Here is a 13,192-nt window from a genome sequence, read left to right as displayed (position 1 = left end):
GCCCTGGGATCGCTGCCAGTCAATGCCCCCTCAGGCCCACGGTCTGAGGGGGCATTGACTGGCAGCGATCCCAGGGCGGGGGCGCGGCGCAGGCGGGGTGCGGCGCAGGCGGGGTGCGGCAAGAGGCAGGCACGCGGCGCCGGGGCCGGGCCGGCGGGCGGCGCTCAGGCGGCGGGCTGGTCCTCGGTGCGGTGGATGCGCTGACCCACGACGGCAGACACGCCGTCCTGCCGCATCGAGACGCCGTAGAGGGCGTCGGCGATCTCCATTGTGCGCTTCTGGTGGGTGATGACGATGAGCTGGCTGGACGCGCGGAGCTCCTCGAAGACCGCGAGCAGTCGACCGAGGTTGGCGTCGTCGAGGGCGGCCTCGACCTCATCCATGATGTAGAACGGGCTGGGCCTGGCCTTGAAGATGGACACGAGGATCGCGACCGCCGCGAGCGAGCGCTCGCCGCCGGAGAGCAGCGAGAGGCGCTCGATCTTCTTGCCGGCCGGCCGCACCGAGACCTCGATGCCGGTCGTGAGCATGTCGTCGGGGGCGGTGAGCGTGATGTCGCCGGAGCCGCCGGGGAAGAGAATCGGGAAGACCGTGTGGAACGCGGCCCTGGTGTCCTCGAAGGCGGCCTCGAAGACGGTGCGCATGCGCTCGTCGATGTCGCCCACGATGCGGAGCAGGTCGGCCTTCGTCGCGGCGAGGTCGTCGAGCTGGTCGGCGAGGAACGCGTGCCGCTGCTCGAGCGCCGCGAACTCCTCGAGCGCCAGCGGGTTGATGCGGCCGAGCGTGGACATCTTGCGCTCTGCCGCGGCGAGGCGCGCCTGCTGCTCCGCGCGAACGAACGGCACGCCCACGAACTCCTCCTCGGCGTCCCCCTCGAGAGTCGCGGCGAGGTCGTCGTCGAGCTGCTCCGCGAGCGCGGGGACGGCCCCGGCCGAGATCGCTGCCGCGGCCTGGGCAGCGGTGCTGCTCTCGGCGCTGCTGTCGGCCTGCTCGGCGGTGGCGTCGGAGTGCTCGGCGCTGTCGGCTGCGGTGCCTGCTGCGCTGGATGCACTGGATGCACTCGGCTGGCCGGCTGCGTCAGCGGCCTCGCCCTCCCTCACGCCCGCGTCAGCGTCGCTCGCCGCCGCCGCCGAGTCCTCGGCTTCTGCGGCCGCCTCACCCTCGCCCGCAACCTCGTGCCTGGCTCGCTGCTCGGCGAGCGCGGAGGCGATGCGCTCGGCCTTGGCGCGCAGCGCGTCGTCGTCCGCCGGCACGAGCTGGTCGGGACCGTACTCGGCGACGAGGACCGCCTCGGCGAGGCGCAGCTCGCTCGCTGCCCGCTCGAGGGTGGAGCGCAGGGAGCTCTTCTTCTCGTAGATCTGCAGCTCGATCGAGTGCACGTCCTCGGTGATCTCGCTGAGGCGCGCTCGCAGCTGCTGCTCCGTCTGGCGGAGCTGGCCGAGCTCCTCGTGCTGGGCGGCGCGCTCGCGCTCGGCTTCGGCGAGCTGTTGCTGGGCTTCGGCGAGCGACGCCTGGACGGCGGCGGTGAGGCTCGGGATGGCGGCGAGCACGCGCTCGGTCTGGGCGAGTTCGGCGCGGCGCACGACCGTCTCCCTGGCGGCCTTGTCGGCAGCCTGGCGGTCGGCTTCGAGCTGACGGACGAGGGAATCGGCACGGAGGCGCTCGCTTCGGGACCGCTCGCGCAGGGTCTCGAGCTGCAGCCGGGCCTCGACTTCGGCTTCGCGGGCACGCTCGACGGCGGCGTTGGCGTCGACGCGCGCCGAGGAGTCGAGCTCGGGGCGCGGGAGGGCTTCGTGCTCGGCGAGCGCCCTCTTCGCCGCGAGCGCCGCCTGCTCTGCGGCTTCGACGCCGCTCGAGGCGAGGTCGAAGGCCTTCGCGGCGCGCGCGAGCTCGGCGCTGCCCGCATCCACTCGCGCGCTGGCCCGGTTCAGCTGCTCTCGCTCGGCGGCGAGGGCGCCGTCGAAGGCGCGGAGGGCGTCGAGCGTGCGCTTCGCCTCGGCCTTCGCCGCCTGCGACGCGGCCCGGTGCTCGGCGAGCGCAAGCGCGGCCTGGTCGAGTTCGTCTGTGACCACGGTAAGGCGTGCGGATGCTCGGTCGCGGGCGGCGAGCAGCTCGAGGCGGCTGGTGCCCTCCTCCGCGAACCCGCCGCGGAGCGAGGTGCTCGTGAGGACCTCGCCTGCTCTGGTGACGACGGTGAGCCCTGCGCCTGCGGGGGCCGAGCCGTCCGGGGACGACAGTGCGGCCATCGCCGCCCGTGCCTCGTCGAGCGTCTCGCTGACGTGCACATGGGCGAGCAGGGCGGTGATGGCGGGTGGCCCCTGCACCAGAGCAGCCGCGGGGCGGAGGCCCTCCGGCAGCATCGGGGTCGTGGAACCCGCCCGGACGGGCCTGCCCTCGCCGAGTTCGGCGACGATCTCGACGAGCCCGAGCTTCTCCCCCGTGGCGTGCGCGAGCACTCGGAACGCGGCATCGGCGTCGCTCGCGAGGACCGCGTCGGCCGTCGAACCGAGGGCGGCGGCGATGGCGGCCTCGTAGCCCTCGTCGATGCGGAGGTGCTCGGCGACGGGACCCTCGACCCCCTCGAGGCCTGCGGCGAGGAGCGCGGCGGTGCCGTCTTTCGCGGCTGTCGCGAGGGTGAGCGCCTGCACGCGCGCCTGGAGGGCGTCGCGCTCGCGCTCGCGCTCGTGGGCGCGGGTGCGTCCGGCGTCGAGTGCCTGCTCCGCTTCACGCTGCGCCGCCTCGGCGCGCTTGTAGGCGGCGTCGAGCTCGCTCGAGTCGGAGGCGCTCTGGACTGCGGTCGCGTCGAGCTCCTCCTTGGCCTTCGTCGCCTGCGCGAGGCGGTCGCTTGCAGCGTCGCGCGCGTTGCGCTGCCTGAGCACCTCGCCCCGCACGGACGCCAGCTTCGAGGCGGCCGTGTCGGCGGCGCCGCGCAGCTCGCTGCGGCTGAGGTCGTAGGCGGAGATCCGGGTCGCCTGGGCCTGGATCTCCACGTCGATGCGGTCGAGGGCGGCACGCGCATCCTGCGTAGCGAGCTTCGTCGCCTCCCAGAGCGCTTCGGCCTCGGCGGCACGCCCCGCGAGCGCCTCCGTCTCCCGGCGCGCCGCGTCAACGGCCTCCAGGGTCACGGTCGGCACGAACGCGGGCGACTCGAGGCGCGAGACGAGGAGCCCCTTGCGCTGCGAGGCGAGCGCGTTGAGGTTCTGGATGCGTTCGCGCACGCTCTCGAGGTCGAACACGACCCGGCGCGCACCGTCGGCAGCGTCTCCGCGGTTCTCGGCGGCGAGCAGCTCGGCCCGGTTGAGCGCGGCCGTGAGCTTCTCCTGCAGCACGACCCGCTCCTCGGAGCGTTCCTGCTCGATGCCGGTCGCGAGCCGCAGGGCTGCGCGCAGCTGCACGACGTCGTCGGCGAGCAGGCGCGCCTTCGCGTCGCGGGCGATGGCCTGGATGCCCTGCGCTCGCCTCGCGATGTCGGCCTGCCGGGAGAGGGGCTTCAGCTGTCGGCGCACCTCGTTCGTGAGGTCGCGCAGGCGCGTGAGGTTGGCCTCCATGGCCTCGAGCTTGCGCACCGTCTTCTCCTTGCGGCGGCGATGCTTGAGGATCCCGGCTGCCTCCTCGATGAAGCCTCGGCGCTCCTCCGGCGTCGCGCGGAGCACGGCGTCGAGGCGTCCCTGCCCCACGATGACGTGCATCTCCTTGCCGAGACCGGTGTCGCTCAGCAGCTCCTGCACGTCGAGGAGCCGAACGCCGTCGCCGTTGATGGCGTACTCGGAACCGCCGTTGCGGAACAGGGTGCGACGGATCGTCACCTCGCTGTACTCGATGGGGAGCATCCCGTCGGCGTTGTCGATCGTGAGCGTCACCTCGGCGCGGCCCAGCGGCCCGCGGGTCGCGGTTCCGGCGAAGATGACGTCCTCCATCTTGCCGCCGCGGAGGCTCTTCGCGCCCTGCTCGCCCATCACCCAGGCGAGCGCATCCACGACGTTCGACTTGCCTGAGCCGTTCGGCCCGACGACGCACGTGACCCCGGGCTCGAGCGCGAGCGTCGTCGGCTGCGCGAACGACTTGAAGCCCTTCATCGTGAGGCTCTTCAGATGCATGCGCGCTCGCTGGCCTCTCGCTGGTGGTCGGACGTCGCTCGTGGGTCGGTCTGGGGTGGTCTGGGGTGGTGGTCGGGCTGGGCTGAGTCGGTCGTGCTGGGCTGGTGCTCGATCCGGCGCGGTGGCGCCCTGGATCGTCGCGCTGGCGGGGCTGTCGAGGCGTTGACCTGACAGCTACGGTACCGGAGTGGACTACTTCATTCGGGAGCTCACGCCTCCAGATCCAGGGTCGAACCGAGACGCTGAGGCCTGGGGCCTGCTCGAGCGCTTCGCGGGCATCGTCAACCGCGGCTCCGCGGACACGTATGGTGCGGGGCGGTTGCTCGAGACGAGCCAGCGAGTTCTCGCCGACTGGACCATGCCAGGGCCGGTCACCACGCGCCTCTTCCTCGCGTTCCCGCGCGGCGCGAGCGACCTCGAGGCCGAGCGTCCGGTCGCCGCTGCGAAGCTCATGGTCTCGCCCCGCGACTCCCCCTCGCTGGCCTATCCTCACGTCGTTGTGGATGCGCCCCACCGGCGACGCGGCATCGGCACCTGCGTCGCGGCCCACCTCGAGGACCTCGCTCGGGCCGATGGGCGCACGTCCCTGCAGGCCTGGGTGGAGCATCCAACGGCCGGCGGGGAACGGGTGCTCGCGCCGACGGGTCATGGCAGCGTCTCGGGGGCGGACCCGGCGGCGCGATTCCTCTGGAAGCACGGGTGGGAGCTGGGGCAGGTCGAGCGCATCAGCGAGCTGCGCCTGCCCGTGCCGGCGGGACGTCTGCGTGCGCACATCGAAGCCGCAGCGGCCCGGGCTGGTGCGGCCTACCGTCTGCTGACCTGGGAGGGCGAGAGCGACCCCGAGTACCTCGACGACCTGGCGCGGCTCAACGGCGACATGTCCATCGACGCACCGGCTGGCGACCTCGAGGCCGATGAGGAGCACTGGGACGCCGAACGCGTCTCGCAGATGGAGCGTCGAGCGCTCGCCGCCGGCTCCACGTTCCTCAACGCCGCCGTGCTGCATATCCCGAGCGGCACCCTCGTGGCCCAGTCCATGCTGCAGCTCGACCTCGACGACATAACGCGGCCGGCGCAGCAGGACAACACGCTGGTCACGTCGACGCACCGTGGCAGGCGACTCGGGATGCTCGTCAAGGCCGCGAACCTCGTGCAGCTCGCCGAGCGCTACCCGGAGTGCACCGGAGTGTTCACGTGGAACGCTGAAGAGAACGCCCACATGCTGCGGGTCAACGAGGCGCTCGGCTTCGTTCCCCTCGCGCCGGAAGGCGGCTGGCAGAAGCGGCTGTGAGGCTGCGTGACTCCGTGGCTGTGTGACGGGACGAGACCAGGGGCCGGACGCCCAGGTCTTGCGGTTCTCGCAAACAAGGTTGCAGATGTTCGATCCGGTGCGCATGCTGAGCGCATGACCTCGCACAACCACCACGCCACCACAAGCTCGAGCCCCGACGAGCCTGGCGCCGGAGCGACCGCCCAGCCGCCGCTCGAGTTCTGGGACGAGCTCTACAAGGCGAAGCCCGCCGTCTGGTCCGGTCGCGTGAACGCGAACCTCGCGAGTGTCGCCGGCACGCTCACACCGGGCCGTGCCCTCGACCTCGGATGCGGCGAGGGTGGCGACGCGATCTGGCTCGCCCAGCAGGGCTGGCGGGTCACCGGCATCGACATCTCGACCGTCGCCATCGAGCGCGCACGCGCCGCAGCCGTCGATGCTGGCGTCGACGCCGCACTGCTCGACTTCGCGACGGGCGACCTCGAGACCTGGTCCCCGGACGATGAGCTCGACCTCATCACGGCGAGCTTCTTCCAGTCGCCCGTCCACCTGCCTCGGGCAGAGATCCTGCGCAAGGCCGCTCTCATGCTCGCACCCGGCGGACACCTCCTGACCGTCGCGCACGCCGGAGTGCCGTCGTGGGTGCAGGACTCGGAGCATCCCGCGCACCTCTTCGTGCAGCCGGACCGGGAGATCGCCGAGCTGGCGCTGCCCGCGGGAGAGTGGGAGACGGTCATCGCCGAGTCGCGAACCCGCGACGTCGCCTCCCCAGACGGCGCTCCCGGCACGCTCGAGGACAGCGTGGTGCTCCTGCGCCGAATGGGCTGAGCCTCGGCATCCGACTACTCTTGCGTGGTCGGCGACGGAGATGAGGGACGCACGTGAGTGATGTTGTGATGTACACGGATGGCGCTTGCAAGGGCAACCCCGGCCCCGGAGGCTGGGGAGTCTGGCTGCGGTCGGGCGACCACGAGCGGGAGCTGTTCGGCGGCGAGCTGAACACCACCAACAACCGCATGGAGCTCAAGGCCGTCATCGAGGGGCTCAGCGCGCTCAAGAAGCCCTGCAATGTCGCCCTCTACCTGGACAGCCAGTACGTTCGCAAGGGCATCACGGAGTGGATCACGGGGTGGAAGGCGAAGGGGTGGAAGACCGCCTCGAAGCAGCCCGTCAAGAACGCGGAGCTCTGGAAGGAGCTCGACGCGCTCGTCGAGGACAGCGGACACACCATCGAGTGGCGGTGGGTGAAGGGCCACTCGGGTGATGTCGGCAACGAGCGCGCCGACCTGCTCGCGAACAAGGGCGTCGACCAGGCGCTCGGTCGCGGCTAGCAGCACGGCTAGCGAAGCGCGGTCAGAGGCGGTAGGCGACGTCGCCGAGCGGGATGAGCTGCGGGTTCTGCGCCACCCAGGTGACGGCCACTGACCGCATCAGCTCGTCCCACGAGGCGTCCTCGAACCCGCGACGCGTGGCGAGATGCTCCTGGATCTCGAGCACGCAGTCCCACCCAGGGCCGCTGATGCCGTTGTCGAGTCCGGTCTCGAGGTAGCCGTGCCAGGCGCGTGCGAGATCGACGTGCGCCTCGGTGAAGTCGAGGCTGTCGTTGCCGCGGATCTCGGCGAGGATGACGTCGACGATGCGGACGACCTCACCCTGCACGGTCGCTGCTCGGCCGACCTCGGGAACCAGCTGGCCACGCAGGTTCGCGAACCGCTCAGCGTCCGTGTCCCCGATCGCGCGGGCGAGGGAGGCGCTCGGCGCGGTGATCCGCTCGGCCGGCTGGGTGCCCGTGAGCTCGGAGAGGCGTGCAAGCGCGGCATCCTGAGTTGCGGCGTCCTCCTCCGGGAGCAGGATGCGCCTCGCCTCGCTCGAACGCGCCGCGAGCGTGATGTCGGCGCGCACCGCGTCGGTGACGGGAGAGCCTGCCGCGACGAGGAGCTCGACGAGCTGCGTGAGGGTGAGGAGATCGTCGAGGCCATCGCCGACGACGCCTCGGCTCGCGGCCAGCTCGAGCGCCAGCAGCGGCGTCGGCGCCTGGCTGGTGCCGGCGCCCGCCGTACCGGGGCCAGCACCGGGCAGCACACGCTGCGCGCTCACCTCGGCACCGGCCCGCAGGAGGAGGCGGACGTTCTCGACGTGGAGCCCGTTGGCTGCGTGGTGGAGCGGCCGGTAGCCCTTGCTGTCGGTGCGCTCGGGGTCGGCGCCGAGGCCAAGGATGACGGCGATCGGGTGACCGACGCGGGCGTGGTTGCCGAGCACCGTGAAGCGGCTGGCCGTCTCGGTCTCCTCGAGGTCGAGGCCCGCCGCGACCAGCTGCAGGATCTCCTGCTGCGTGGTCCTGAGCTTGTCGGCGACCGTTCCCTCTGCGGCGCGCGGCAGCACCACCGGTCTCGCCGAGAGATGAGGTTGCTCGGCGTAGGTCTCGACCAGGCCTCGCAGCCAGGCGGCGTCGAGACTCGCGTCGTCGAGCCCACGGTCGAGGACCACCCGACGCACTCCCCCGTGATCGATCTCGTCGGCCACCTGCTGGAGCGTCGCCGTGACGAAGCGCGGCGCTGATCCGGGCGTGCCGAGCGAGGCTCGCCTGGACGTCGTGAACGCGAACAGGGTCGGCACTGCGTCGTCCTCGGAGATCGCGAGCCGGGACGTCGTGGGGTCGAGCGCCACCACCCAGGTACCGCGCACCATGGCTCGTGCCCAGTAGCCGTGGAAGGCCGCGGAGTCTGCCGGATGCTCGCGGTACTGCTGCGCGAGCAGCGAAAGGGTTGCGAGCTCCCGCGGGCTCGGCTGCTGGGCACGCTGCCGGCTGCGCTCCCGCGCGGCGAGCGTCTCCGACATCGGGCGCGACAGGACGAGGTCGCGGAACCGGACGAAGTCGGAGAAGCTGCCGGAGAGGGCCTGCCGGAGCTCGGCGGCGTCGCCGACCCAGGCCGTGTCCTCGGGGTCATCGAGCGCCTGTGGCGGGTGGTTCTCCGCGGGGACGATGTACGTCGGGCTTCCCTGCGGGTTGACGATGAGGAAGCCTGCCGCGACGCAGAGATCGAAGATGAAGCCCAGCTCAGCCTCTGAGAGCGTGGCGTGGAAGATGCCGCCGGTGAGCGGTGCCTCCTGCTCGGGCGGGTCGAGGTAGAGATCGGACCAGTTGCCGTCGAAGGCGAGCGGCTGCCCTCCGGCGTCGAGGAGTGCCCCCGTGCTCTCGTCTGGGACGACGTGCAGACCCCGGGCGGCGAGGAACGCCGCGAGTTCGTTCCGGTCCGCATCGACGTGCTCGCCACCCTCGATGCGCAGGAAGTTCAGCGAGTAGCCCATGACAACGACCCTAGCCGCGGGCGCCGATGGCGCGAACGATGCCCGCGAGTCCGTAGCGCCAGGCCTCGTCGATGTCTCCGCCGAGGTTGAAGCCTCGATTCAACTCCATGCTGACGAAGCCGGCAGCCCACGCGGTCAGGGTGCGGGCCGCCTCGAGCGCTCGCTCCTCACCGGCGAGCTCGCCCGCGAGGCGCAGGATGCTCGCGCTCGCGTCCGCACCGAATTCCGGCCGTGCCACGGGCGTTCCGGCCCCCGGCGTCATCACGAGCTGGAACGCGGCCGGGCGCTCGTGCCCGAACGCCCGGAACGCATCCGCGAGCTGCTCGAGATCGCCGGCGGCGTCCAGCCGCTCTCCGAGCTCGACGAGGGTCGCCTCGGCCACGAGCTGGATGAGCTCCTCACGATTCGCGACCCGCTTGTAGAGCGACGGCGCACGGACTCCAACCCGGACGGCGACCGCCTGCATGCTCAGCCTGGGGAGCCCCTCGCTTTCGAGGAGGTCGCGGGCGGCGAGCACGATCGCGTCGAGGGAGGTCCTGTCCGGAGTAGGCATGCCTCCACTATAGCTATTGACAGTAGCCATGATGGCTACGTACCATAGCCTTCATGAGACTCGACGCTTCCCTCCACCGCATCGGCAACGACATCGTCGCGGCCTACCTCGTCACCACCCCGGAGGGCGTGACCGTCATCGACGCCGGCCTCGCCGGCCACTGGCGCGAGCTCGTCGCCGAACTCGCATCCATCGGACGCTCGGTCGACGACATCAAGGGCGTGATCCTCACCCACGGCGACTCCGATCACGTCGGCTTCGCCGAGCGGCTGCGACGCGACCACGGCGTTCCCGTCTACGTGCATGCGGATGACGCCGCCCGCGCGAAGGGCGGGCCGAAGCCCTCGAACGCCAAGCAGTCGATGAAGCTCGGCCCCCTGCTCACCTTCGCCGCCTACACGCTGCGCAAGGGCGGAGCGCGAACCACGTGGCTCACCGAGGTCGTCGAGGTGCAGCACGGAGCGACGCTCGACCTTCCGGGCTCGCCGCAGATCATCGGCATGCCCGGCCACTCGCCGGGCAGCATCGCGGTCTTCGTGCCCGCCGTCGACGCCGTCTTCGTCGGGGATGCGCTCACGACCCGCCACGTGCTCACCGGGCAGGAGGGCCCACAAGCAGCCCCGTTCACCGACGAGCCGGCGCAGGCCATGACCTCGCTCCGCGCCATCGTCGACACGAAGGCGAAGTGGGTGCTGCCAGGACACGGAGCGCCCTGGAGCTCAGGAGTGGAGGCGGCGGTCGCGGCGGTGGAATCGGCCTCCCGCAGCGCTCACTGACCTCGCCACTCGTCGCCACGGAGCCCAGCGCAGAGCGAGGCTGGCCCGTGGCTTAGCGCTCTCGCTGGCACTTCTCGCAGAAGTGCGAGCCCCGGTTCTGGAACTTCTCGCGAACGATCGGCCGCCCGCATCTCGGGCACGGCTTCCCCTGGCGCCCGTACACGTTGAGCGAATGCGCGAAGTAGCCGGCCTGCCCGTTGACGTTCACGTACTGCGCATCGAAGGAGGTGCCACCCTCGGCGAGCGCTTTCGCGAACACCTCCCGCACGTGCAGCAGCAGCTCCCTCGCCTTCGACGGCGACAGCCCGGAGGTCACGCGCCCGTAGTGCAGCCTCGCCCGCCACAGCGCTTCGTCGGCGTAGATGTTGCCGATGCCCGAGATGAGCGTCTGGTCGAGGAGCGCCGACTTCACGCCTGTCTTGCGGCGCAGCAGCGCCGCCACCCACGCATCGTCGTCGAAGTTCGGGTCGAGCGGGTCGCGTGCGATGTGCGCCACCTGCGACGGCACCCGCTCACCCTCGACGTCCGCCGTCGGCACGAGGCGATCGACGGCCAGCGAGCCGAAGACGCGCTGGTCGGCGAAGGCGACGACAAGATCGCCGGCGGGACCATCGACGCGGATGCGCGCTCGCAGGTGCCGGTCGTCGGGCGCATCCGAGGTGCGGAGCAGCATCTGACCGCTCATGCCGAGGTGCGCCGTCAGCGCCTCCTCGCGGCCCGCGAGCGGCAGCCACAGGAACTTCCCGCGCCGCGACACGCTCGAGATCCTCGCCCCTTCGAGCGCGCCGACGAACGCGGCCGAGTCGCCAGCGTGTCGACGCAGCGAGCGCTCGTCGAGCACCTCGACGGCAGACACGACGGCACCCGTGACCGCGGGTTGGAGGCCGAGGCGCACGACCTCGACTTCAGGCAGCTCCGGCACGGCTAGGAGCCCGCAGGGGCGCCGTCGCCGCCATCGTTCAGCTGGTGCCACGCGGCAAGCGCGCCAGCGACCTCCGCCTGCTTCTTGCTCGTGCCGACGCCCTGCGCCTGCGCGAGGATGCGCTTCTTCTTCAGCACCGTGACCGTCGCCGTGAAGCTGCGGTCGTGCTCGAGGCCAGAACCCTCCACCTCGTAGCGCGGCGGCTCAGCGCACTGCGTGTCCGCGAGCTCCTGCAGTGCGGTCTTCGGGTCCTGCTCGGCCCCGAGACGCCACACCACAGCCAGCTTCGGCTCGACGAGGCGCAGGACGAGTTCCGTCGCGACCTCGACCCCGGCGGAGAGGTACGCGGCCCCGATGACCGCCTCCACCGTGTCCGCCAGGACGGAATCCTTCTTGTTGCCGCCCGTCAGGTGCTCGCCACGACCGAGGTGCAAGTAGGCGCCGAGGCCGAGGCCCCGCGCGATCTCCGCCAACGCCACCGTCGAGACGAGGGATGCGCGCAGACGCGACAGCTGCCCCTCCGAGTAGTCGGGGTACGTCCGGTACAGCATGACGGTGACGGCCTGCCCGAGGATCGAGTCGCCGAGGAACTCGAGGCGCTGATTATCGGGGATGCCACCGTTCTCGACCGCGTACGACCTGTGGGTCAACGCGAGCTCGAGGAGCGAGGGAACGAAGTCGACCCCGAGGCCGCGTGCCAGCTCAGCTGACGGTGCGGCGTCGGGGTCGATGATCTTCACGTCGTGCATGACGCGAGGATCAGACGTCTGCGACCTTGCGGCCCTTGTACTCGAAGAACAGCGGAGTGCCGGCTGCGTCCTCGACAACCTTCGCGCGGTGCGGGAGGCTGTAGGTGACCTTGCCGTTCTCGACGGTCTTGACGAGGGTCGGCACGGAGGCCTTCCACTGCGAACGGCGCGAACGCGTGTTCGAGCGGCTCATCTTGCGCTTGGGGAGAGCCATCGGCGTCTACCTTTCATCTTTCATCGTGCAGGGAGGCGGGCTCAGTACTGGCCCGGCTCCCCCTTGTAATCATGGTTGCGCGCATCCTCAGGAGATTCTGTCTCACGAGGACCCGCGGCTTCCTCGGAACCCGTTGCTGGTTCCTCGGGTGCTTCTGTTGAAGCGCCAAACCCTGCCAACGCCGCCCAACGCGGGTCAACCGCTGGTGCCTGCTCTTCGAGCGGCTCCACCAGCTTCTCGCCGGTTTCAGGATCTAGGCCGAGGCAGTCCGGCCGACAAACCGGCTGGAATGGCAGTGCGAGCACTACCGCATCGCGAACGGGCGGTTCAAGGTCGACAATGTCGTCGTGAACCTCGTACTCGAGGGCTTCGTCGCGAGCATACGCGAAAAGCTCTGCGAAATCGACCCGGAGCGGCTCGTCCAGCGGTGTCAGGCACCTGCTGCACTCCCCGGCCATCCTCGATTCGAGGCCGACCGTCGCGAGGATGCCGTCGTGCAGCACCTCGAGACGAACGTCGAGTTCGACCGGCGTGCCCTTCTCGATGTAGCCGAGCCCCTCGCCGATGCGCTCAGGCGCATCAAAGTCGAGTTCGAGCTCGCGCATCGTGCCGGGCTTGCCCACGATGGTCGCAATGTTCACGAAGTACGGAGAGGAAGTCACCGGGAGATTGTACGCCCTCGTCGCGGAGTGCATCCCGAGCCACCTACTCGATGGAGGTGTCGGTGTCGCCCTGCAGGTACTCGTAGACGACACGAGGCACGTACGGCGACACGTCTCCGCCGAGCGAGGCGACCTGACGGACCAGCGAGCTCGAGACGTGCGCGTGGCTCGGGTCGGGCAGCATGAACATCGTCTCGACTCGAGCGAGGTTGCGATTCACGATCGCCATCGGCGTCTCGTAGGTCACATCGGCCTGCGACCGGATGCCCTTCACGATGACCTTCGCGCCGACGTCGGTGCAGTAGTCGACGAGCAGGCCGACGCTCCACGACGCGACGCGGACGTTGCCGCGGATGCCGGTCGCCGATACCGCCTGCTCGATGAGCTCGACGCGGCGCGAGATGGGCAGGAGCGCGTGCTTGTCGGGATTGTGCACGACCACGACGTGCACTTCCTCGAAGACCGTTGCGGCACGCTGGATGACGTCGAGGTGGCCAAGGGTAACCGGATCGAACGAGCCGGGAACGACAGCGATTCTGCTCATGCCCACAAGACTACGGGGCGGTCCCTGCACGTCGCGCCCATGGAGCGCTCACCGCGTGATCGGGACGAGTGGAGCAGGCCTGACGGGGTCAGCTGC

12 protein-coding genes are annotated in these 13,192 nt (G+C 70.6%); 4 read left to right on the top strand and 8 right to left on the bottom strand.

All coding sequences use genetic code 11. The annotated features are described in order from the left end of the window. Positions 1 to 164 precede the first annotated feature (164 nt). On the bottom strand, positions 165 to 4,097 hold the full coding sequence (locus tag C5E10_RS05030; protein ID WP_104330704.1) for an AAA family ATPase: 3,933 nt from the start codon (positions 4,095 to 4,097) through the stop codon (positions 165 to 167). Positions 4,098 to 4,284: 187 nt separating this feature from the next. Between C5E10_RS05030 and C5E10_RS05025 the strand changes: the two genes are divergently transcribed. The 3 genes from C5E10_RS05025 (at position 4,285) to rnhA (ending at position 6,698) form a co-directional block, all read left to right on the top strand. Then, on the top strand, positions 4,285 to 5,388 hold the full coding sequence (locus C5E10_RS05025; protein WP_104330703.1) for a GNAT family N-acetyltransferase: 1,104 nt from the start codon (positions 4,285 to 4,287) through the stop codon (positions 5,386 to 5,388). Between the two features lie 114 nt (positions 5,389 to 5,502). Further along, complete coding sequence (locus C5E10_RS05020; RefSeq protein ID WP_104330702.1) at positions 5,503 to 6,195, top strand: bifunctional 2-polyprenyl-6-hydroxyphenol methylase/3-demethylubiquinol 3-O-methyltransferase UbiG; 693 nt, start codon at positions 5,503 to 5,505, stop codon at positions 6,193 to 6,195. A 53-nt stretch (positions 6,196 to 6,248) separates the two neighbouring features. Next, positions 6,249 to 6,698: a ribonuclease HI gene (gene rnhA / locus C5E10_RS05015; protein ID WP_104330701.1), complete on the top strand. Its 450-nt coding sequence runs from the start codon at positions 6,249 to 6,251 to the stop codon at positions 6,696 to 6,698. Between the two features lie 22 nt (positions 6,699 to 6,720). On the opposite strand, the gene C5E10_RS19290 is transcribed toward rnhA, so the two are convergent. Both C5E10_RS19290 and C5E10_RS05005 read right to left on the bottom strand, forming a co-directional pair. After that, positions 6,721 to 8,676 (bottom strand): hypothetical protein, encoded by a 1,956-nt coding sequence (locus C5E10_RS19290; protein WP_219820324.1) that lies wholly within the window; start codon positions 8,674 to 8,676, stop codon positions 6,721 to 6,723. A gap of 10 nt (positions 8,677 to 8,686) precedes the next feature. Next, a complete protein-coding gene (locus tag C5E10_RS05005) occupies positions 8,687 to 9,229 on the bottom strand; it encodes a TetR/AcrR family transcriptional regulator (RefSeq protein WP_104330700.1) in 543 nt (180 codons plus the stop codon). A gap of 53 nt (positions 9,230 to 9,282) precedes the next feature. Between C5E10_RS05005 and C5E10_RS05000 the strand changes: the two genes are divergently transcribed. Then, entirely contained in the window at positions 9,283 to 10,005 is a 723-nt protein-coding gene (locus tag C5E10_RS05000; protein WP_104330699.1) for an MBL fold metallo-hydrolase, read from the top strand. Positions 10,006 to 10,057: 52 nt separating this feature from the next. Here the strand turns inward: C5E10_RS05000 and mutM are convergent, their stop codons facing one another. Genes mutM through coaD form a run of 5 tightly spaced genes read right to left on the bottom strand, consistent with a single transcriptional unit; the run spans position 10,058 to position 13,096 of the window. Further along, entirely contained in the window at positions 10,058 to 10,927 is an 870-nt protein-coding gene (gene mutM, locus C5E10_RS04995) for a bifunctional DNA-formamidopyrimidine glycosylase/DNA-(apurinic or apyrimidinic site) lyase (protein ID WP_104330698.1), read from the bottom strand. A gap of 2 nt (positions 10,928 to 10,929) precedes the next feature. After that, positions 10,930 to 11,676 (bottom strand): ribonuclease III, encoded by a 747-nt coding sequence (gene rnc, locus C5E10_RS04990; RefSeq protein WP_104330697.1) that lies wholly within the window; start codon positions 11,674 to 11,676, stop codon positions 10,930 to 10,932. A 10-nt stretch (positions 11,677 to 11,686) separates the two neighbouring features. After that, the gene (rpmF, locus tag C5E10_RS04985; RefSeq protein WP_068484295.1) at positions 11,687 to 11,890 is read right to left on the bottom strand and encodes a 50S ribosomal protein L32; all 204 of its coding nucleotides are present in this window, start codon (positions 11,888 to 11,890) and stop codon (positions 11,687 to 11,689) included. A gap of 41 nt (positions 11,891 to 11,931) precedes the next feature. Further along, the gene (locus C5E10_RS04980) at positions 11,932 to 12,552 is read right to left on the bottom strand and encodes a DUF177 domain-containing protein (RefSeq protein WP_258063767.1); all 621 of its coding nucleotides are present in this window, start codon (positions 12,550 to 12,552) and stop codon (positions 11,932 to 11,934) included. Positions 12,553 to 12,595: 43 nt separating this feature from the next. Next, positions 12,596 to 13,096 carry a pantetheine-phosphate adenylyltransferase gene (coaD, locus tag C5E10_RS04975; protein WP_104240619.1) on the bottom strand — a complete coding sequence of 167 codons (501 nt, stop codon included), beginning with the start codon at positions 13,094 to 13,096 and terminating at the stop codon, positions 12,596 to 12,598. Between the last annotated feature and the right edge of the window lie 96 nt (positions 13,097 to 13,192).

It is taken from the genome of Pseudoclavibacter sp. RFBG4 (genome assembly GCF_002931515.1).
GTDB lineage: Bacteria > Actinomycetota > Actinomycetes > Actinomycetales > Microbacteriaceae > Pseudoclavibacter.
The sequence above is the reverse complement of the archived record's forward strand: the minus strand, read 5'-3'. Positions and strand labels throughout refer to the sequence as shown.